Below are 20378 nucleotides of genomic sequence, written 5' to 3' on the forward strand. Positions count from 1 at the left end.
TCAGACGGTCGCCGCCGGCTCGGCCGCCTCGGCGCCGTCGGACCCGGCCGGCTCGGGGGCCAGCAGCTCGGCCAGGTGCTCGCTGATCGCGGTCACCGTGGGCTGATGCCACAGGAGCGTCGCCGGGAGCTTGTGGCCGGACCACTTCTCCAGGCGGCGCCGGATCACGATCGTCATCACGGAGTCCAGGCCCTGCTCCACCAGGGACTTGCGCGGGTCCAGCTGCGCGGTGGCCAGCTTCATCTCGGCGGCGATGTGCGTGGCCACCTCCTCGATCAGGCGGGCCCGCAGCTCGTCGGGGGCGAGACCGGCGTAGGCACCGGCTCCGGAGTCGGCGGTGGGTGCGTCGGCCCGGGTCCGCTGGACCTCGTCGAGCAGGGGCAGTCGGTCCATGTCCGGCTCATGGGGCAGCAGGCGCAGGACGGGGTAGTGTCCGGGGCCGCGCTGTGCGGCGAAGTCCCAGGCGGCGAAGGCTTCCTGGGCGGTGATGTCGGTGACGCCCCGGGCGCGCAGTTCGCTGTCGACGACGTCATTGACGGCCATGCCCTGGCCGCGCCAGGACGTCCAGCCGAAGCTCGTGGTGTCGGGGGTCCCGCCGGTGGTGTTCCGGTGGGTGGCGAGGTGGTCGAGGAAGGCGTTGGCGGAGCCGTAGGCAGCCTGGCCGGGCAGGCCGAGGAGCTGGCCGCAGGAGGAGAACAGGACGAGGAAGTCGATCGTGCCGGGCGGGAAGAGGGTGTGCAGGGTCCAGGCGCCGTCGGCCTTCGGCCGCAGCACCGTGCGCAGGGAGTCCTCGTCGACGGCGGTGGCCATACGGTTGTCCAGGACGCCGGCGAGATGCACGATGCCGCGGATGGGCGGCAGGCCGAGGACGTCCGGGTCCAGTTGTTCGGCGGCTCGCCGGGCGTCGGTGACGTCCAGGGGGAGCACGCGGACCGTGACGCCTTGTTCTTCGAGGGCCCGGACGGCGTCGACGCGCTGCCGGGTGTCGGGGTCGACGGCCTCGTCCCAGGTGGAGCGGGGCGGCAGCCCCCGGCGGCCGGCGAGAACGAGTCGGCGGGCGCCACGCTCGGCGAGCCACTGGGCGACCTCCAGGCCGAGGGTGCCCAGACCGCCGGTGATCAGATACGTCCCGTCGGCGCGGCACTCCAGCGGGGCGCGGGTGGGCTCGCGGTCGGTGGCGGCGAGGCGGGCCACGGTCGCGGCGCCGTCGCACAGGGCGACGACGTCCTCCCCGCCGCCGGTGCGCAGGACGTCGAGCAGCGTCGTGACGTCCTCGTCGCCGGGTTCCCGGTCGATGACGCCGCCCCACAGTTCGCTGTGCTCGCCCGCGATCACCCGGCCCAGGCCCCACAGCGGGGCGTGGGCGAGCCCGGCCTCGTCGAGGCTTTCGCGGACTCCGGTGGTCAGGCACCACAGCCGGGGATAGCGCAGGGTGTCGCGGGCGGCGACGCGCTGCGCCGTGCCCAGCAGCAGCCAGGCGGCGCGGGCGGCGGCCTCCGGGATCGCGGTGTCCCCGGCGAGTGCCGGGACCACGACCACGTCCGTGTGCTCGTCCAGGTCGGTGAGGCCGTCGAGTGCGGCCGGCTCCGCCACGACCCGGACGTCGACGCCCGCCGCGGACAGGGCCGCGCGCAGCGGCTCGGCGTCCCGCGCGCCGACGAGGACGATCCGGCGGGCGGCCGTGTCCTCTCGTACGGGAGCCTCGAACGGCCGCCAGGCCGTCTCGAAGACGAGGTCCCTGGGATGCGCGGCCGCCATGGCGCCCTGGTCCATGCCGCCGTAGCGCAGGCCGTTCACCCACGCCACGACCTGTCCGTCGCTGTCGGCGACCAGGACGTGGACGGTGTTCTCACGGGTCGTATCGGCGGCGACCCGGATGGTGACCGGTCCGGTCGGCGGGGCGCCGTGGGTGACGATCTCCTCCAGGGAGGCGACCATGCGCAGGGCCGGCGGGCCGGGGATGGCGGTCGGTGCGATGGACAGCGCGGCGTCCAGCAGGGGCGCCCACGTCGCCTCGGCCCGCGCGGGCTGTTCGACACTGACGCGGGCGGTCAACACGCCCTCGCCCCGAGCGAGTTCCTCGATGGTCCAGTCGAATCCCATGGTGGGCACGCCCACCGACGTCAGATGCCGTCGTACGTCTCCCGGGTCGGCCGGGGCGAGCGGGAGGTCGGCGGACGCGGCCGCGGGCGGTGTCGCGCTGCCCGGCTCGGCCGCCGCGGCGGTGGTGTGGGTCAGCCAGGCGGCGCCCTCGTCCAGGGAACGGGAGGCCAGACGCAGGGCGGTGTCGTCCTTGACGACCTGGAGTTCGCGGCGTTCGCCGGTGATCAGCGGGAGCCGCAGGCTCATCTCGCGCAGGACGGGGCGCGTTCCGTCGGCGGTGCGGGCGGCGTCGAGGAACGTGTTGATCAGGACGGCGGCGGGGACGATCTCCGTGCCGTTGATGGTGTGACTGCCCGGGTACGGGCGCGTCTCGTCGTCCAGCAGGGTGCGCCACAGTTCCAGCGGCCGCCCCGCGACGGGCACCCGGGGGCCGAGCAGGGCGTGGGAGTCCAGGTCGTGCTGCAAGCCCTGGCCGGTGGCGGCGGAGGCGCGCTCGTGCCAGTGCGGACTGCGCTGCCAGGCCACCGGCGGCAGCCCCAGCAGGTCACCGGCCGGTTGCAGGCGCCCCCAGTCCACCGTGATGCCGTGGCAGTGCGCCGTGCCGAGGGCGGCGAGGAGGGTGGCCCGCTCGGGCTGGTTGCGGCGCAGGCAGGAGCCGGTGAAGGCGTCCTCCAGGCCGAGTTCGGACAGGGTCTCGCCGATGGAGTGCGTGACCACGGGGTGGGCGGACAGTTCCACGAACGCGCGGTGGCCGTCCTCGACCGCCGCCGTCACCGCCGCCCGCAGCCGCACCGGACTGCGCAGGTTCGCCGCCCAATAGGCGCCGTCCAGCGGTGCCTTGGAGCGGGGGTCCTCCATCGCCGTGGAGTACACCGGCACATCGGGCTCGCGCGGCGTCAAGTCCGAGGCGGCCGCCGCGAGTTCGGTGAGCAGGGGATCCATGTGCGGGCTGTGGAAGGCCACGTCGGAGGCGACGCGGCGCATCTGGATGTCCTGCGCCTGCCACTCCTCCACCAGGGCGTCGATCGCCGCGGGGTCGCCGGCGACGACGGCGGAGTACGGGGACGCGGCGATCGCGGGCACCACATCCGTACGGCCCGCCAGCCGCTGTCCGGCCTCCTCGAAGGAGATGCTCGCCATCGCCATGGCGCCCTGGCCGGCCACCCGCCGCAACAACCGCGAGCGGCGGCAGATCAGCCGCGCCCCGTCCGTCAGCGACAACGCGCCCGCCGCGACAGCGGCGGCGATCTCGCCCACCGAGTGCCCGATCACCGCCGCGGGGGCGGCACCGTAGGAACGCCAGACCGCCGCCAGCGCGACCTGTACCGCGAAAATCATCGTCTGGATGCGGTCGACCGTGTCGAAGTCGCCGTCGACCAGGGCCTGCCGGGCCGAGAACCCGATCTCCTCCCGGAAGACGGGATCGATCTCGTCGATCACCGCGGCGAACGCGGGCTCGGACGTGAGCAGTTCGCGTCCCATCCCCGACCACTGCGAGCCGTGTCCGGAGAACACCCACACCGGTCCGGCGCCGGGGTCGGAGGGAACCGTGCCGATCACGGCCTCCCGGGTCTGCTCCCCCAGCGCGATCAGCCGCAGCTTGGCGACCAGGTCCGCGCGGTCCGACGCCACCACCGCGGCCCGGTGCGCCAGCGCGGACCTGCGCAGCGCGAGGGTGTGGCCCAGGGCGTCGAGCGGCAGTTCGTCCGCCGACAGCCGGTCGGCCAGACGCCCCGCGTAGGCGCGCAGGCCCGCCCGCGAGCCGCCGGAGAGGGGAAACAGCCGCTCCTCGACGATCGCGCCGGCTCCCTCGGCGATCTCGGCGACTCCGTCGGCGCTCTCGGCGGCTCCCTCGTCGCTCTCCGTCCCGGCGGGCCGGCCCGGCTCAGGGGCCTGTTCCATCACCACGTGCGCGATGGTGCCGCCGTAGCCGAAACCGGACACGCCTGCCCGGACCGGGCGCTCCTCGCGTCGCGGCCAGGCGGTGCGCTCGGTGACGACCCGCAGCCCGGAGCCGGCCCAGTCGATCGCCGGGTTGCCCTGCGAGTAGTTCAGGCTCGGCGGGATCTCGCCCTTGCTCAGCGCCAGGGTCGTCTTGATGAGGCTCGCGATGCCGGCGGCGGCCTCCAGATGCCCGATGTTCGACTTCACCGAACCGATCAGACACGGCTCGTCCTTGGGCCGCCCGCGCCCGAAGACCGCGCTCAGGGCGCCCGCCTCCAGGGGGTCGCCGAGCCGGGTGCCGGTGCCGTGCGCCTCGACGTAGTCGATCGAGGCGGGGTCGACACCCGCCCGGCGGCAGGCCAGGTCCAGCACGTGCTCCTGCGCCGAACCGCTGGGCGCCATGATGCCGTTGGTCCTGCCGTCCTGGTTCACCGAGCTGCCCCGGATCACCGCCAGTACCGGGTCGCCGTCGCGTCGCGCGTCCGACAGCCGCTTCAGCACCAGCAGACCGCAGCCCTCGCCCCGGCCGTAACCGTCGGCGGAGGCGTCGAAGGACTTCGACCGCCCGTCCGGCGCCGTCGCGCCCGCCGCGTCCAGCGTCAGCGTCAGCCCCGGCGAGATCATCAGGTTCACACCGGCCGCGAGCGTCACCTCGCTCTCGCCCGCCCGCAGGCTCTGGCAGGCCAGGTGCACGGCGACCAGGGACGCCGAGCACGCCGTGTCCACCGCCAGACTGGGCCCCTTCAGGTCCAGCGCGTACGAGATCCGGTTGGCCGCCGCGCACATCGCGCTGCCGATGCCGGTCCACGCCTCGATGCCCGGCAGGTCCTCCAGCAGCCGCCGGCCGTAGTCGTCCGAGCCGATCCCCACGAACACACCGGCGTCCGTGCCCGCCAGTCGCCGCGGCGGAATGCCCGCGTGCTCCAGCGCCTCCCACGCCACTTCGAGCAGCAGCCGCTGCTGCGGATCCATCAACTCCGCCTCACGCGGCGACAACCCGAAGAACTCCGCGTCGAACCCCTCGATGTCGTCGAGGAATCCACCCCACCGCGTCGCCCGCCGCACCGCCGCCGCGTGATCGGGGCCGGCCTCCTCGTACACCCGCCACCGCTTCTCCGGCACCTCGCTGATGCCGTCCCGGCCCGCCAGCAGCAGGTCCCAGAACGCCTCCGGGGTGTCCGCCCCGCCCGCGAACCGGCACGCCATACCGAGGACGGCGATCGGCTCCTCGACGACGTCCGGGCTGCCCGCACGGGCAGCGTCGTGACTGTGCACGATCAAGCTCCTTGTGGTCCTTGACGCTGTCGGTGGTCAGAAGGTGGGGGCTGCCGACGGGGCCCGCAGAGTGCCGAGGTACGGGTGCCAGAGGTGCTCGGGATCGTTCTCGACCGTGGTCACGAGGTCCCGCATGGCCTTGAGCGCCTTGGGTTCCTCACCGTCGTAGAAGTCCCCCTGGAGCATCTTCAGTACGTCGATGCGGTAGCGGGGGTCCTGGACGAACGCGGTGAACAGGATGTTCAGCCGGTAGTAGACGGAGATGAACTCGTACCAGTTGCGCACCGCCCGCCGGAGCTTGTCCTCGTAGGTCGCGAAGCGCTCCTTGGCGAAGTCGCCCGCCCGGTGGGCGGCGATGACGTCCTTGGCGGCGAGCCGGGCGCTGTTGAGGGCGACGCTCACGCCGCTGGAGAAGATCGGGTCGACGAACCGCGCGGCGTCGCCGATGAGCAGGAACCGGTCGCCGCAGATCCGCCGCATGGCGTAGCTGTAGTCGCCCTCGGCCTTGAACGGGCGGATCCGCTCGGCCTTCTGGAGCGCGTCGTAGATGTCCTTGCGGCTGGAGACGATGTCCCAGAAGAACTTCTCACGGTCGGCGCTGGCGGCCTTGAACCGGTGCTTCTGGGTCACCACGCCCACGCTGGTGACGGTGTCCGAGATGGGGATCTGCCACATCCAGGTGTCCTCCAGCGGGAGGAAGTGGATGTAGATGTAGTCGCGCTTGGCGGGATCGAGGGCCATCGCCGTGCGGTCGAGTCCCTCGAACCAGGCGTGGATGGCGTACTGGTTGAAGACCGGGTCCGGGACCTTCACCTTGAGCTGGTTGCCGAGCATCGTCTGCCGGCCGGAGGCGTCGATCACCACGCGGGTCGTGAAGTCCAGCGAGCGCGGGCCCAGACGGCAGTTGAGGGTGACCAGATCGGGGTCGGTGTCGAAGTCGGCCTTGAGGACGCGGGTCTTCTGGAACACCTGGGCGCCGCGGCTCTCCGCGTGCTTGAGCAGGATCAGGTCGAACTTCCCGCGGTCGACGTGGAACGTGTAGTCGCGGTGGACACCGGGCTGGTCCCGCTCGACGAACATCACCTCGGCGGCCTTGAAGTCGTGGTCCAGGCCGGTGAATCCGTTGTGCGGCACATCGCGGGACTCGGCGGACGTCCACGCGGCCCCGTACTTCTTCGGGAAGCCCGCCGCCTCGATGTCGGGCATCACGCCGATCTCGTCGAGGACCGGCATGGTGGCGGGGACGAGCGACTCCCCGATGTGGGGGCGCGGGAACATCTCGCTCTCGAACACGGCCACGGACAGACCGGCGTCGGCGAGATAGGAGGCCATGGCCGAACCGGCCGGGCCGCCGCCGATGATCGCGGCGTCGAAATCGGGCTGCATGCTGTCCTCCTGGTCGTCGTTCAGCCGGCGTTCGCAGCGGCGAGGTCGTGAATGACGGCGACGATGGCGCCGGGCGAGGCGAAGTTGCTGCTGCTCAGCTGCTCGGGAGGAATGACGACGCCGAGTTCACCGCGTATGTAGTTCATCAGGATCGCCGTCTTGAGGGAGTCGAGAATTCCCAGCTCCAGCAGCGGAGTCGAGGCGTCCACCGTGATGTCGGAGTCTTTCGGCAGAAGGTTCTCCTGAATGAACGGGATGAGTTTCGCCGCGTATTCTTCTTCTGTCATCGCCTCTTCCTCGGTCGATGGTTGGACGGCGGGAAGCCGGTCGGGCGGGGGTGTCAGTCGCTCCAGGGGGCCGGTGCGAGAACCTTGACGACGGCGCACGAGAGCGTGACGCCCGGCCCCATGCCGAGCATCAGCATGTGGTCGCCGGGGCCCAGTTCTCCGGTCGTCACCAGCTCGTCCAGCGAGACGATCTGGTCGCTCGCGCCGAGATGTCCCAGCGTCCGGCCGAATTCCCAGGTCGAGGCGGACATCGGGAGGCCGAGGGCGGCCATGCAGCGCTGTTCGACGATCTCCCGGGAGAAGTTCATGTAGGCGACGCGGGTGATGGCGTCCAGGGTGACCCCCGCGTCGGACAGGGTCTTCTCGACGACTTCCAGGGTCCGCTGGTGCACCCGCATGAGCGCCCCCGTGCCCAGGCCCTCCGTCAGGCTCAGCTCACGGAAGGCGGCATTGCGGGAGGCGAAGTCCAGCGGGCGGCCGATCGTCGGTCCCGGGGGGAACAGCGGTTCTGCGCCGCGGTGCATCTGTTCGGCCTCGGGCACGGCCAGGGACCTCACGGCCAGCAGGCGCGCGAATCCGGGGTCGGTGGTCAGGACGACGGCACTGGCGCCGTCCCCGGCGATGTAGCCCGGTCCCGTGGTCCAGCGGTCGAAGAGCGGGGTGCCGAAGTTGTCGGAGGCGACCACCAGGGCCGAGCCCGGCCGGGATCCCGCCTGCAGGTGTGCGGCGGCCAGTTCGAGGGCGCTGAACACGCCGTTGCAGCCCTGCTGGATCGAGACCGCCAGGACGTCGCCGCCGACGAGATGACGCTGAAGGTAGTACTGGGGCTGCCAGCCGTCCGGCCCCTGGTGCCAGGAGTTGACGTACAGCAGCAGGCCGAGGTCCTCCGGCCGGTGCCCGCACCGTTTGACGGCCTGCTGCGCGGCCCACAGCGCCATGTCCGGCGCGGGGGTGTCCCCGGCGACGGCGGCACCGCCCAGTTCATGCAGTTCAGCGTTCTCGGCCGAGTAATGGCCGTGCTCGACGGCCCACTCGACGCTGACCGTCTCCGGGAGGAATCTCCCCGTCGCCTTGATGAATACGTCGGGCGTCCGCACGACCGCGCCTCCTTGGTCTGCCAGGCTGCGACGAGCGTGACGGCCGACCCTTAAGGCGGTCTAAGCACCAGCGAAGGCAACACCATCGGGTCTTTCTCGACAACAGGCGCCTTCATCGGCGCTTTCCGGGAAACAGCGAGGGGCGCATTCGGCCTTTTCGGGGCGCCAAGGAGCATGGCGCAGATCTTGCGGGTCCGCGCTGCGTCCGGTCGATACGCTGATGTGAGCAGGGCCGCATGACCCGGACGCGCCGGTCCATCCCCCTGCCCGAACCCGCGTTCCGCGGGACGACGTCCGTCCTCTCCTGACTTCCCCCGGCCCGGGTGCCGGTCGGCGACGACGTGCCGATCGCGGTCGGGGATCCCCTGTGCGCCGGCCACCGTCCGGCGAACCGCAGGACATGGCACCCGTCGCACCGCCGAACCCCCGACGAAAGGCCGGTCTTCATGGCTACCTCCGCAGCACTCCAGGACCCCAAGGTGGAGAAGGTCCTCCAGCGACTCGACCGGGAGAACGTCGACTCGTTCCGGCAGGCCCTCACCACCGGCACCTGGAGCCGGGACCCCTTCGCGCTGGCGCGACTGCCGCTGTCGGTCGGCGCGGAGACCGGCGACCTGATCTATCTGACGGCGCGGGCGGCACGCGTCACCCGGGCCGTCGACTTCGCCACCTCGGTCGGGGCCTCACTGATCTACCTCGCGGCCGCCGTACGGGACAACGGCGGCGGACTCGTGATCGGCTCCGAGCTGGTGCCGTCCAAGGTCGAGGCGGCCCGGCGCAATGTCGACGAGGCCGGACTCACGGACTACGTCGAGATCCGCGAGGGCGACGCCCGTGAGACGCTCGCCGACGTCGGCGGACCGGTCGACTACGCGATCGTCGACGGGTTCCACGCCACCGACGGCAGCTGGACCGCCGAAGGCGGCACGTCGCTGGCCCTCGATGTGCTCAAACTCCTCGCGCCACAGCTGCGTTCCGGGGCCATCCTGGTCAACGACAACGCCGAGCCCGACTACCTGGAGTACGTTCGCGACCGGCGCAACGGCTTCCGCTCCAGCTGGATCGGCGTGATGCCCCGGCACACACCGGAGGACCGCGACGAACTGGCCGCCGGCCTGAAGGGCCTGCCCGCCGACTCCCCCCTGCTGGCGCTGATGCCGGAGGCCCCCGGCCTGGAACTGTCGGTCCGCGACTGAGCCGGGGCCCGCGTCGGGTGATCCAGCGTTAGGGAGCCTTAAGGGCCGGGCGTGACAGTGGTCGCCACCGGCGGACCGGTCGGGGGCGGCCCCTGCGCTCCGCCGGAAGCCCGGTGCGTCACCTGCGGCAGAAGGCATCGGGAGAGGCGAATGAAGGTCAGCGGCATCCACGTCCAGTCGATCGGGCTGTACCACGCCACCCAGTGGATGAGCCCGGACGAGGCGCGAGCGGCCGGTCTGTGCGACGACGAGTTTCCCGAGGGCGACCTGAAGGGCGTGCAGATCGCCCCCGGAGTCCCTCCGGTCGAGATGGCGGTGGCCGCGGCCCGGGAGGCGATCGGCCGGGCGGACGTCAGCCCGCCCGACATCGACCTGCTGATCCACGCCCCGTGCTTCTGGAACGGCCCGGAGGAGTGGTCGCCCGCCGGATATCTCCTGCGGGAGCTCGGCTGTCCGGACGGTACGGGACAGGTACTGAACCAGGGCTGCAACGGGATGCTCGCCTCGCTGGAGATGGCGGCGGGCTGGCTCGCCCTGCGCGGCGGCGACTCCACGGCCCTGCTCACCACGGCGACCATGGTCGACGGCTCCCCCACCATCGACCGCTGGCGCAGCGCCGGGTACGGCATCGCGATCGGCGACGGGGCCGGCGCGGTCGTGCTGGGGCGGCGGCCGGGCCTCGCGGAGATCTCGGCCGTCAACTCCACCACCGTCCCGGAGATGGAGCAGTTCCATCGCGGCGCCCTGCCGCTGATCGAGCCCACCCCTCCGCTGCGGCCGAAGGTCGATGTGCTGGCCCGGGCCCGGGAGAACGCCGCCCTCGGCGCCCAGAGCGGGCTGGAGCTCCAGCGCCTGCAGATCCAGGCGTACCAGAAGGTCATGGCACGGACGCTGGACGACGTGGGCATCGGGCCCGAGGATCTCACCAAGGTGCTGTTCGCCCATGTCGGCGGGGCTCAGATCGACGCGATCGTCATGCAGCAGCTGGGTCTGCCGCTCAGCAGGTCCACCTGGGACCACGGCCGCTCCATCGGCCATGTCGGCGCCGCCGACCATGTGTACGACCTGGAGCACCTCATCACGGCGGGCGAGGTGTCCGAGGGCGACCGGCTCCTGCTGGTCTGCGGGACAGCCGGATTCCACATCACCAGCCTCGTACTGACGGTCGGTGACCTCTCCTCGTACGAGCGGTACCAGCGGGACACATAGCCGAGCCGGCGGCGGCGCGGGACAGCGGAGGAGGGGCCGTCCGGCCCCTCCTCCGCTGTGCCCGGCCTCCCGGGAGCAGGTGTCACAGTGCGGCCATGCTCAGACAGTTGTCGATCACCTGCTTGTAGTAGTCCGCGGGGAAGGGCTGCCCCGCCTTGCCCGCGGTCAGTTCGGACAGCTTCTCCAGGGAGATCTCGTAGCGGCTGGGGCGATCCACGAACCGTCGTTCCAGGGGACCACCGAGGCGGGTCTCCAGATGGTCGATGATGTCCTCGGCGCGGACCGCGACCCCGGAGGCGACGTTCACCACCTGGCCGCTGGCGCCGGCGCACAGCAGGGTGTCGACGCCGGACACCGCGTCGGCCACGTCGATGACGTCGCGCCAGGCGCCCCGGTGCACGTCGACGCGGCCGGCGCGCACCGCTCTGATCAGGGCCGGCAGCATTTGGTGGGCGGGCTGATGGGGGCCCAGCACATGACTGAGCCGGATGATCAGATGGCGTACGCCGGACAGCCGGACGACGTTCTCCAGCGCCAGCTTGTGGTGCCCGTAGGGGGATTGGGGGTAGACCGGCCCGTCCTCGCGGCCCTGGCTTCCGGAGCCGCCGTACATGGCGGCGGAGGCCGTCGAGAAGAAGAGCAGTGTGCGGTCCTGGTCTCGGCATCGTTCGATCACGTCGTAGAGCAGCCTCGCCTCCCGCTGGTAGGCGGCCTGTCCCACGTCGCCGGTCGTCGACACGCCCGCGGCCAGTGCCGTCACGTGGGGATGACGGCTGTCGAGCGAGGCGAGATGCCGGGCAAGGAAACCCCTGCCTATGACTTCCATGGGGGTGTGTGTCCTTTCCGTGAGCCGGTCGGGCGGCGACGCGGCTGTCGCCGCCCCGGCTGCTTCAGTCGGCGACGCGTCGCGCGCTCACCCTGATCTCGTCGGTCAGGGCCGCGTGCCGAAGCAGGGTGGCCTCGTAGGGGCGGCGGTCGTGTCCCTCGCGCACCGCGTCGGCGAACGCCCGCACGATGTGGGCCAGTTGGTCGTCGGGCGCGAGCGAGAGCTCCTCGTAGTGGTCCTGGCGCTGGACCCTGAGCACCGGCCGGTGCGTCGCGGGCGGGGTGAAGGCGCGGTCGAGGGACAGCCGGCCCTCGCTGCCCCAGACCGCGTACCGGGAGCGGTAGCTGCGGTCGAAGCCGAAGTCGAGGGAGGCGGTGCGCCCGTCGGGGGTGTGCAGCAGCGCGGAGCCGGCCAGGTCCACGCCCCGGGACCGGTCCATACGCAGGACGGATCCGGCGACGGCGAGGTCGTCGCCGAACACGAGCTGGGCCGCGCGCACGGTGTAGACGCCGACGTCGAGCAGGGCGCCGCCGCCGAGTTCGGCGCTGTAGCGCACGTCGTCGTCCGGGCGGGGCGGGATGCCGAAGGCGCCGGAGAACGCCCTGGGTTCGCCGATGCGCCCCTCGGCGATCAGCTTGGCCACGGCGGCGTGCTGGCTGTGGTGCGGGAAGGAGAAGCCGTCCCGGAGCACCCGGTCGTGGGCGCGGGCGAGCCGGACCAGGTCCTCGGCCTGCTTGACGGTGGCGGCGAGCGGCTTCTCGGCCCAGACGTGTTTCCCGGCCAGCAGCGCGCGGCGTGCCCAGGGGTGGTGCAGCGCCGTGGGCAGTGCCACGTAGACGGCGTCCACGTCGTCCCGGGCGAGAAGGCCGGCGTACCCCTCAAGGGGGGTGCCCCCGAACCGGTCGGCGAAGGCGCGGGCCTTGGCCAGGTCGCGGCTGGCGAGGGCGGTGAGCCGCACTCCGGGCGTCCTGAGGATCGCGGGCAGGGTGTTGCGCCAGGCGATGTCGGCGCAGCCGAGCACGCCGACGCGCAGCGCCGTGGCACCCGTGGTCGGGTTCATGGTCCTGGTTCCCTTCGCTTCGCGGTTCCCGGTCATCGCAGGCTGTGCAGGCAGGCGAGCAGGCTGCGGGCCTCGATGTTCAGGTAGTGGCCGTGCCGCACCAGTTCCATGAGCTGACGTACCGTCATCCAACGGTGGCTGTCGCCGACTTCGAGCGGACGGTCGGCCGGTACCTCGATCACCTGGTAGCGGGTCAGCGCGTGGTGGAAGCGGCCGCCCTCCTCGGACAGCAGGGCGTCGAAGCGGATGTTCCCGCGGTCGGCGGACAGCACGTCCTTGAGGTAGGGCACCTCCTCGTCGGCGGTGACCGGCGGTGTGCGGACGGTGGGCGCCAGCTCCACGTGCTCGAGCAGACCGGGTTCGTAGCGCGCCTGGACCAGGACGTACAGCGTGTCGCCGGCCCGCCGGACCAGGAAGGCGGCCAGGCCCTCGTCCCGGGGCGCCAGCAGCGGCTGGGTCCATTCGGGGACCTCGCGGCTGCGGGAGCGCACCCGGACCGCGATGATCCGGAACCCCGAGCCGTCGTCGGCGCCGATCTCGTCGCCGCTCCGGGTCCAGCCATGGGTCTGGTTCAGCGGGATCAGCCGGGTGGTCCAGCGGCCCCGGCCCTTCACATCGAGCAGCCAGCTGCGCGCGGCCTCACAGCCGGCATCGCTCTCGTACGAGCGGCGCAGCGCCGCGGCGAAGGCGTCCGTTCGGCGGTGCTGGGGCAGCAACTCCCTCGGCAGACAGCCCAGTACGGTCCGCGCGTCCATGTTGACGAGGTTGTCGCTGTGCAGCAGGGACAACAGCTCGGGAAGCGCCACCCAGCGGAAGGCCTCGTGCACGGGGACCTCGCCGTCCACCTGGACGATCATGTTGCGGTTGCGTTTGTGCCAGAACCACGCGCCCTGTTCGGACTGCAGGACGTCCACGAGCACCCTGCCGCGTCCCGCTCCCCAGAAGTGCTCCAGATAGCGGGTACTGCCGCCGCGGTGCACCCGCAGGTAGTTGCTGCGGGTGGCCTGCACGGTGGGTGAGAGCTGGACGGTGTTGAGGTTTCCGGGCTCCATCTTGGCCTGCATCAGGCAGTGCACGACCCCGTCGAACTCCTTGACCAGGATGCCCAGTACGCCGATCTCCGGCTGGTGGATGATGGGCTGGCGGTACGGTCGGCCGTCGTCGGGCTCGATGCGCAGGCCCTCGACGGTGAAGAACTTCCCGCTCGTGTGCACCAGGTTCCCCCCGTGCGGTTCGAAGCTCCAGCCGTCGAGCTCCTCGAACGGGATGCGTGTCACCTCCGACCGCTGGGCCGACGCTCGCTCCCGCCACCATGCGCGGAAGGGGGTATCAGCTGCTGCTTCAGTCACCCAGAGCCTCCTGAAGGGCCTGCCCGGACATTCACCGGCAGCTCAACAGCGGCCGCTGAAGGGGGGATTGCGCGCCGCCAAAACAGCGGGCGGGGCGGGCGGCCGGCGGCGAGCGGCGTTGCGCATGCGGTGCGGTGGGCGCGCGCACCGGGCGGCCGGGGGCCCGTACAGCGTGCGCGCCGGGTGACGGCGCCCGCGCACCGGGCGGTGGGCGCGCCCCCTTCGCGGGTCAGGCCGCCGATCGCCAGCTGTGGGCCACGGGAAAGCCGCCGTCGCGTTCCAGGCGGCGCCAGACCGCCCGGTCCGGGGCGGCGTCCGCCGGCGCCGGGCCGGACCGGGCGCTGCGGGCGAGCAGTACGGCGGTGACGGCGGCGAGTTCCTCGGGGTCGGGGTGGCCCTTCTCGACGCGCAGGATGTCGGCGGCGCTCATCTGCTGTTCCCTTCGCAGAACTACTGTGGGGGGTTGCCGTGCTTGCGGGAGGGCAGGTCGGCGTGCTTGCTGCGGAGCATGGCCAACGCCCTGACGAGGGTCTCGCGGGTGCGGGCGGGGTCGATGACGTCGTCCACCAGGCCGCGCTCGACGGCGTAATAGGGGTGCATCAGCTCGGCCTTGTACTCCTTGACCATGCGGGCGCGCATGGCGTCGGGGTCGGGCGCGGCGGCGATCTGGCGCCGGAAGACCACGTTCGCGGCGCCTTCGGCGCCCATCACGGCGATCTCGTTCGTCGGCCACGCGTAGGTGAGGTCGGCGCCGATGGACTGGCTGTCCATGACGATGTAGGCACCTCCGTACGCCTTGCGCAGGATCAGGGAGATCCGGGGCACGGTCGCGTTGCAGTAGGCGTAGAGGAGCTGCGCACCGTGCCGGATGATGCCGCCGTGCTCCTGGTCCACGCCCGGCAGGAAGCCCGGGACGTCGATGAGCGTGATCAGCGGGATGTTGAAGGCGTCGCACATCTGCACGAAGCGGGCGGCCTTCTCGCTGGCCTCGATGTCCAGGACACCGGCGAGGGTCTGCGGCTGGTTGGCGATGATGCCGACGACCTGACCGTCCAGCCGGGCCAGCGCGCAGATGATGTTGCGCGCCCAGCGCTCGTGGACCTCCAGGTAGTCGCCGTCGTCGACGATCTCCTCGATCACCTTGACCATGTCGTACGGCCGGTTGCCGTCCGCCGGGACCAGGTCCAGCAGCACGTCCGAGCGCCGGTCGGCGGGGTCGGTGGACTCCACCCGCGGCGGGTTCTCCCGGTTGTTCTGCGGCAGCAACGACAGCAGGTAGCGCACCTCGGCGATGCACGTCTCCTCGTCGTCGTAGGCGAAGTGGCACACGCCGGACGTCTCGGCGTGCACGTCCGCGCCGCCCAGGCCGTTCTGGGTGATCTCCTCGCCGGTGACCGCCTTGACCACGTCCGGGCCGGTGATGAACATCTGCGAGGTCTCACGGACCATGAAGACGAAGTCGGTCAGCGCCGGGCTGTAGGCCGCACCGCCCGCGCACGGGCCCAGCATCACGCTGATCTGCGGGATGACACCCGACGCCCGGGTGTTGCGCTGGAAGATGCCGCCGTAGCCGGCGAGCGCCGAGACGCCCTCCTGGATCCGGGCGCCGGCGCCGTCGTTCAGCGACACCAGCGGGGCACCGGCCGCGATGGCCATGTCCATGATCTTGTGGATCTTCGTGGCGTGGGCCTCGCCCAGCGCGCCGCCGAAGATACGGAAGTCGTGCGCGTAGACGAAGACCGTCCGGCCCTCCACCGTGCCCCAGCCGGTGATCACACCGTCCGTGTACGGCTTCTTCGCCTCCAGACCGAAGCCCTGCGCGCGATGCCGGCGCAGCTGCTCGACCTCCTGGAAGGAACCGGCGTCCAGCAGCAGCTCGATCCGCTCCCGGGCGGTCAGCTTGCCCTTCGCGTGCTGCGCCGCGGTCGCCTTCTCACCCGGCCCGGCCAGCGCCCGCGCACGAATCTCGTGCAACTCGGCGGTGCGGCCGCGCAGTCCGTCGTCCGCCTGACCGGGCGCGTCGGCGGGTCCGTCGTCCCGGGCCCTTTGTGTAGGTGCCATGCACCTCATCGTTGAATCCGGCTCTTAAGCAGGGCTAAGGACCGGATGGTGCGGCCCGGCCCGTCCGCCCGAGCCGCGGTGTCGTCCGGACGCTTGCACCGCCGACAGATCTCTGTAAGCATTTACTGCATGACAGGAAGTAGGGCTCGACTGCTCGCGGCAGCCGCTGAAGAGTTCGCCCAGTACGGCCTGAGAGGCACGCGCATCCAAGCGATCGTCGACCGGGCCGGCGTCAATGAGCGGATGATCTATCACCACTTCGGCAGCAAGGAGGGCCTCTACAAAGCCGCTCTCGAAGACCAGATGAAGGCACTGCACGACGCCTGGCATCCAGCGCTGCAGCGAGCCGCGGAGCTGCCGCCCTACGACGGCATGGCCATGGCGCTCACCGCCCTCGCCGACGCCCTGGCCAGCCTGCCCTCCCTGGTGGGCCTCTGGCTCCATGAATCGCTGAACGACTGGCAGACCCTGCCCCTCCCGTCGGCGGACGCCCTCCCCACCGAACTGCAGAAGCTCTACGAGCGCGGGCAGGAGGAAGGAGTGTTCCGCGCGGACTGCCCCTTCGAGATAGCGCACGGTGTCGCCATGAGCGCCCTCATCGGCAGCGCGATCCTGGGACCGCGCGGAGACGCACTGATCAGCAGTCAGACCGCCGGACTCGGCGTGGAGAAGACCCGGGAGCTGACGCTCGGGCAGCTCCTTGACGGCATGACCGGCCCCGCACCCATCGCGTAGCGCCGAACCGGCGACATCGCCCGCCGTTGGGTCCCGGACCATCCGGGGCCCGGTCACCCCACCACCCCACCCTTTTACGGACGATGCACCTACACACCCTTTGCGCAGTAAACATTTACCGCACATTATCGATGGCGAAGGAGATCGCGCGATGAGCGCATCCACGGAAGTCAAGGAGGCAGCGGGCGATCGCCTACCGCCCCGGCTCATCAGCCTCATGATCACGGTGGCCCTCGGGTCGATCATGATGCAGATGGACGCGACAATGACCAACATCGCCTACAACACCTTGCTCAAGGAGTTCGACACCACCCTGCTCACCATCCAGTGGGTCACCACCGGATACCTCCTGGCGATGGCCGCCGTGATGGCGCTGTCCGGCTGGGCCATGGAGCGCTTCGGCGCCCGGACCATGTGGATCACCAGCATCAGCCTCTTCCTCCTCGGGTCCGTGCTGTGCGGTGCCGCCTGGGACGCCCACAGCCTCATCGCGTTCCGGGTCATCCAGGGCCTCGGCGGCGGCATGGTGCTCCCCCTCGGCATGGCGGTCCTCGCACAGGAGGCCGGGCCGGGCCGGCTGGGCCGTGTCATGGGCGTCCTGGGCATCCCCTCCGCGCTGGGACCGGTGCTCGGCCCGGTGGTGGGCGGCGCCATCGTCGACGACTGGAACTGGCGGTGGATCTTCTTCATCAACGTGCCGGTGTGCATCGCCGCCATCGCGATCGCCTGGCGGACCATGCCCTCGCGCAAGTCGCCGACCGCCGGCCGCCTCGACGTCCTCGGTCTGCTGCTGCTCTCCCCCGCCTGTGCGGTGGTCGTGTTCGGACTCACCCAGGCCAGCAAGTACGGGTCGTTCGCCGACCGTCATGTGGTGATCCCGCTCGCCATCGGGATCGCGCTGCTCGCCGCGTTCGCGGTGCACGCGCTGCGCACCGAGAACCCGATCCTGGACCTGCGGCTGCTCAAGGTGCGCAGCTTCCTGTCGTCGTCGGCCGTGCTGTTCTTCGCGAGTGTGGCCCTGTTCGGCGCGGTCGGTGTCCTGCCGCTCTACTTCCAGCAGGTGCGGCACCACAGCGCCCTGGAGGCCGGCCTGCTGCTCGCTCCGCAGGGCGTCGGCATGGCCGTCTCGCTGCTGCTCGTCGGCAAGGTCGCGGACCGGACATCGCCGCGGCTGCTCGTCATCGGCGGACTCGCGCTCACCGCGGTCGGTGCGCTGGTGTGCACACAACTGGCGGCGGACACCAACGTCGTGCTCCTCGGCGCCGCGCTCGCGCTCAGCGGTGCCGGTACCGGCATGGTCATGGCGCCCGCCATGGCCGGAGCGATCCGGGACATCCCGGGGCCGGTGATTCCACGGGCCAGCGCGGCCAACCGGATCATCATGCAGATCGGCTCGTCGTTCGGTTCGGCCGTGCTCATCCTGGTGGCCCAGAACCGCATGGACCATCTGATCGAAACGCGGAACCTCACGCCCGACAGCCTGGCCGGCGCCTACGGCACCACCTTCTGGTGGGTCATCGGGTTCGTGATCGTGTCCGTCCTGCTGGCGCTGTTCATCCCGTCCCGCAAGCCGACACAGCAACAGCACGCCGGGGAGGCGTCGGTCCCCGTCCTCTGACCGGAAGGGAGGGGTGTGTATCCCCCGTCGCGCCCCTCCCTTCCTCTCTCCAGGGTTCGCCTCTCCCCCACTCGACCTGCCGGTACTTGTGGGGGGACTCGGCGTGAGGAGGAGGAAACGGAGGAGCAAGGGCGGTCATGGGTCACGGGGTCGAGGAGGTCGTCATGCCGGGGCGGATCCGGATGGGACGGGGGTCAGCGCTCGGAGCGGGCCGCCGGCACCGTCATCAGTCTGTTGTCCCCGGCGAGGATGGCGCGCTGCAGCTCCTGCAGCGCACGGCCGGGCTCCAGACCCAGTTCGTCCTTCAGCGTCCGGCGCGCCGCCTGATACACCTTCAGCGCGTCCGCCTGCCGCTCCGACCGGTACAGCGCCAGCATGAGCTGGCGGTAGAAGGTCTCACGCATCGGGTTCTCGGCGGTGAGCGCGTAGAGCGTGCCCACGGTCTCCCGGTGGCGCCCGACATGGAGTCGGCACTCGGCGAGCATCTCCTGGCATTCCAGGCGGGTTTCGGTGAGCCAGGTCGAGAATCCGTCGATGATCGGGCCATGGGCGTCCCGGCCGTTGCCTCCCGGGCCCAGGAGCGGCCCTCGCCACAGGTCGAGCGCCTGCTCGAAGCACCGCGTGGCCTCTTCGTACCGGCCCTGCCTGAGGAAGGACCGTCCCTCCTCGACCCGTTGGGGGAAGACATGGGCGTCGATCTCGTCGTCGCCGATGTGCAGCACATAGCCGGGGGCGCGGGTTTCGACGGGACTGCCGGAGCGGCCGGGGCGCTTCAGGAACTTGCGCAGCTGCGAGATGTACACATGAAGCCCCGCGGTGGCCCGCCGCGGCAGGTCCTCGCCCCAGATCTCCGCCATCAACTGCTCGGAGGAGACGACCTGTTCGGCGCGGATGAGAAGGACCGAGAAGAGGATCTCCACTTTACGCGCATTCACAAACGAACACCGGGTCCCGTCCACCACGCGGAGCGGACCAAGCATTTCGTACCTCATCGTCCGTTGCCTCCAAGCCTTTCCATCGGGCGGGCCACGCGCTCCAGCACCTCGGAGACGACGTCGGCAACGCCTCGCCGGTGGACGTCCAGGTAGAAGTGGCCACCGGGGAAGTCCCGCAACGTGAAGGCACCGGTGGTGTGTTCCCGCCAGGCGGCCGCCTCGTCGAGGGTGGTCTGCGGGTCCTGATCACCGACCAGGACGCTGATCGGACACATCAGGGGTGGCGCGGGGGTCCACCGGTAGCTCTCGATCGCCCGGTAGTCGTTGCGGATGACCGGGAGGATGGTGTCCAGCAGTTCCTGGTCGTCGAGGAAGGCGGGGTCGGTGCCGCCGACGCGGCGTAGTTCTTCGACGAGTTGGGTGTCGGTGCGCAGATGCACCGTTCCGCTGCGGAAGCGGGACGGTGCCCGGCGCCCGGAGACGAGCAGCCAGCTGGGTTCGCTCTCCGCCCGTCGGGCACGCAGGCGGCACGCCACTTCGTAGGCGAGGGTGGCGCCCATGCTGTGGCCGAAGAGGACGAGGGGGCGGTCGGCCAGCGGCGCCAGGGCGGCCGTGACACGGTCGGCGAGGAGGGGGACGCTGTCGACGAATGGCTCTCTGCGGCGGTCCTGCCGGCCGGGGTACTGCACGGCGAGCACCTCGGCCCCCGGAATCTCCGCGAGTGAGTGGGCCAGGGGGTGGTAGTAGGTGGCCGATCCGCCGGCGTGGGGGAAACACACGAGCCGGACCGCGGCGTCAGCGTGGGGCCGGAGAGGCCGCATCCAGGATTCTGTTGCGTCGGGGGTAGGAGACAACTCTTATCCCTCCGTCAGAAACGCATGACAACGATGCCGCCCTTCGTCCGGCGGCATCTTCCGGAGAAGATCACCGGGGGCGACCGTTGTGCGGGATCTCCGTCGACCACGCGCGGTATGCGCTCCTGCCCCCGGTTCGGCGAGCGGGCCGCTACCACGGCCGCCAAACGCCTGTGCGGTAAATACTTACAGAGTGGCGACCTTGAACACAACAACCCCCTCCTTCCACGGGCGCCGGCGTGACGCTTCGGCCAGGGCGGCCATCGGCCACACGCACACCCGTTCAGGTCGCCGGGAAATATGTTTGGTCCTTACAGGATGATGCACACGACGGAGATCGAAGAGCAACAGCCCGCACTCCAGGCAACCCGGACTTCAGCAATCCGCTTACCCGTCCATTACCTCACCGAGCTGGGCATGGAAGAAGCGCGCAACAGGCGTGA

At 71.0% G+C, this 20378-nt stretch carries 15 protein-coding genes; 4 read left to right on the forward strand and 11 right to left on the reverse strand.

Annotation, left to right across the window (positions count from 1 at the left end):
• Genes ACZ5NW_RS29295 through ACZ5NW_RS29310 form a run of 4 tightly spaced genes read right to left on the reverse strand, consistent with a single transcriptional unit; the run spans position 1 to position 8092 of the window.
• Positions 1 to 5322, reverse strand: a complete 5322-nt coding sequence (locus ACZ5NW_RS29295) for a type I polyketide synthase (protein ID WP_468746951.1) — start codon at positions 5320 to 5322, stop codon at positions 1 to 3.
• Between the two features lie 36 nt (positions 5323 to 5358).
• The gene (locus ACZ5NW_RS29300) at positions 5359 to 6708 is read right to left on the reverse strand and encodes an NAD(P)/FAD-dependent oxidoreductase (protein ID WP_468746952.1); all 1350 of its coding nucleotides are present in this window, start codon (positions 6706 to 6708) and stop codon (positions 5359 to 5361) included.
• A 20-nt stretch (positions 6709 to 6728) separates the two neighbouring features.
• Positions 6729 to 6995 carry an acyl carrier protein gene (locus ACZ5NW_RS29305; protein WP_468746953.1) on the reverse strand — a complete coding sequence of 89 codons (267 nt, stop codon included), beginning with the start codon at positions 6993 to 6995 and terminating at the stop codon, positions 6729 to 6731.
• A gap of 53 nt (positions 6996 to 7048) precedes the next feature.
• Positions 7049 to 8092 (reverse strand): ketoacyl-ACP synthase III family protein, encoded by a 1044-nt coding sequence (locus ACZ5NW_RS29310; RefSeq protein ID WP_468746954.1) that lies wholly within the window; start codon positions 8090 to 8092, stop codon positions 7049 to 7051.
• 446 nt (positions 8093 to 8538) lie between these two features.
• Here ACZ5NW_RS29310 and ACZ5NW_RS29315 point away from each other — a divergent pair, with 446 nt between their 5' ends.
• Positions 8539 to 9288, forward strand: a complete 750-nt coding sequence (locus ACZ5NW_RS29315; protein ID WP_468746955.1) for an O-methyltransferase — start codon at positions 8539 to 8541, stop codon at positions 9286 to 9288.
• 150 nt (positions 9289 to 9438) lie between these two features.
• Positions 9439 to 10497: a ketoacyl-ACP synthase III family protein gene (locus ACZ5NW_RS29320; RefSeq protein WP_468746956.1), complete on the forward strand. Its 1059-nt coding sequence runs from the start codon at positions 9439 to 9441 to the stop codon at positions 10495 to 10497.
• Positions 10498 to 10579: 82 nt separating this feature from the next.
• On the opposite strand, the gene ACZ5NW_RS29325 is transcribed toward ACZ5NW_RS29320, so the two are convergent.
• From ACZ5NW_RS29325 to ACZ5NW_RS29345, 5 genes are all read right to left on the reverse strand, one after another.
• Positions 10580 to 11323: an NAD-dependent epimerase/dehydratase family protein gene (locus tag ACZ5NW_RS29325; protein ID WP_468746957.1), complete on the reverse strand. Its 744-nt coding sequence runs from the start codon at positions 11321 to 11323 to the stop codon at positions 10580 to 10582.
• A gap of 64 nt (positions 11324 to 11387) precedes the next feature.
• A complete protein-coding gene (locus ACZ5NW_RS29330) occupies positions 11388 to 12383 on the reverse strand; it encodes a Gfo/Idh/MocA family protein (RefSeq protein ID WP_468746958.1) in 996 nt (331 codons plus the stop codon).
• A gap of 32 nt (positions 12384 to 12415) precedes the next feature.
• A complete protein-coding gene (locus ACZ5NW_RS29335; protein WP_468746959.1) occupies positions 12416 to 13732 on the reverse strand; it encodes an NDP-hexose 2,3-dehydratase family protein in 1317 nt (438 codons plus the stop codon).
• A gap of 229 nt (positions 13733 to 13961) precedes the next feature.
• Entirely contained in the window at positions 13962 to 14162 is a 201-nt protein-coding gene (locus tag ACZ5NW_RS29340; protein ID WP_468746960.1) for an acyl-CoA carboxylase subunit epsilon, read from the reverse strand.
• A 20-nt stretch (positions 14163 to 14182) separates the two neighbouring features.
• Entirely contained in the window at positions 14183 to 15793 is a 1611-nt protein-coding gene (locus ACZ5NW_RS29345) for an acyl-CoA carboxylase subunit beta (protein ID WP_468746961.1), read from the reverse strand.
• A 129-nt stretch (positions 15794 to 15922) separates the two neighbouring features.
• On the opposite strand from ACZ5NW_RS29345, the gene ACZ5NW_RS29350 reads away from it, so the two are divergent.
• Positions 15923 to 16528, forward strand: coding sequence for a TetR/AcrR family transcriptional regulator (locus ACZ5NW_RS29350; protein WP_468746962.1), 606 nt, complete (start codon positions 15923 to 15925; stop codon positions 16526 to 16528).
• Between the two features lie 151 nt (positions 16529 to 16679).
• Complete coding sequence (locus tag ACZ5NW_RS29355; protein WP_468746963.1) at positions 16680 to 18146, forward strand: MDR family MFS transporter; 1467 nt, start codon at positions 16680 to 16682, stop codon at positions 18144 to 18146.
• A gap of 194 nt (positions 18147 to 18340) precedes the next feature.
• On the opposite strand, the gene ACZ5NW_RS29360 is transcribed toward ACZ5NW_RS29355, so the two are convergent.
• Positions 18341 to 19138 (reverse strand): AfsR/SARP family transcriptional regulator, encoded by a 798-nt coding sequence (locus ACZ5NW_RS29360; protein ID WP_468746964.1) that lies wholly within the window; start codon positions 19136 to 19138, stop codon positions 18341 to 18343.
• Entirely contained in the window at positions 19135 to 19860 is a 726-nt protein-coding gene (locus tag ACZ5NW_RS29365; protein ID WP_468746965.1) for a thioesterase II family protein, read from the reverse strand. The genes ACZ5NW_RS29360 and ACZ5NW_RS29365 overlap by 4 nt, the downstream gene beginning before the upstream one ends.
• Positions 19861 to 20378 lie beyond the last annotated feature (518 nt).

This window comes from Streptomyces sp. NPDC032126 (assembly GCF_055580085.1).

Bases quoted from the DNA above. Each gene is read 5' to 3' on its own strand.
- ACZ5NW_RS29300 (WP_468746952.1), bottom strand. From the start codon at position 6,708: ATGCAGCCCGATTTCGACGCCGCGATCATCGGCGGCGGCCCGGCCGGT.
- ACZ5NW_RS29305 (WP_468746953.1), bottom strand. From the start codon at position 6,995: ATGACAGAAGAAGAATACGCGGCGAAACTCATCCCGTTCATTCAGGAG.
- ACZ5NW_RS29315 (WP_468746955.1), top strand. From the start codon at position 8,539: ATGGCTACCTCCGCAGCACTCCAGGACCCCAAGGTGGAGAAGGTCCTC.
- ACZ5NW_RS29320 (WP_468746956.1), top strand. From the start codon at position 9,439: ATGAAGGTCAGCGGCATCCACGTCCAGTCGATCGGGCTGTACCACGCC.
- ACZ5NW_RS29325 (WP_468746957.1), bottom strand. From the start codon at position 11,323: ATGGAAGTCATAGGCAGGGGTTTCCTTGCCCGGCATCTCGCCTCGCTC.
- ACZ5NW_RS29330 (WP_468746958.1), bottom strand. From the start codon at position 12,383: ATGAACCCGACCACGGGTGCCACGGCGCTGCGCGTCGGCGTGCTCGGC.
- ACZ5NW_RS29340 (WP_468746960.1), bottom strand. From the start codon at position 14,162: ATGAGCGCCGCCGACATCCTGCGCGTCGAGAAGGGCCACCCCGACCCC.
- ACZ5NW_RS29345 (WP_468746961.1), bottom strand. From the start codon at position 15,793: ATGGCACCTACACAAAGGGCCCGGGACGACGGACCCGCCGACGCGCCC.
- ACZ5NW_RS29350 (WP_468746962.1), top strand. From the start codon at position 15,923: ATGACAGGAAGTAGGGCTCGACTGCTCGCGGCAGCCGCTGAAGAGTTC.
- ACZ5NW_RS29355 (WP_468746963.1), top strand. From the start codon at position 16,680: ATGAGCGCATCCACGGAAGTCAAGGAGGCAGCGGGCGATCGCCTACCG.
- ACZ5NW_RS29360 (WP_468746964.1), bottom strand. From the start codon at position 19,138: ATGAGGTACGAAATGCTTGGTCCGCTCCGCGTGGTGGACGGGACCCGG.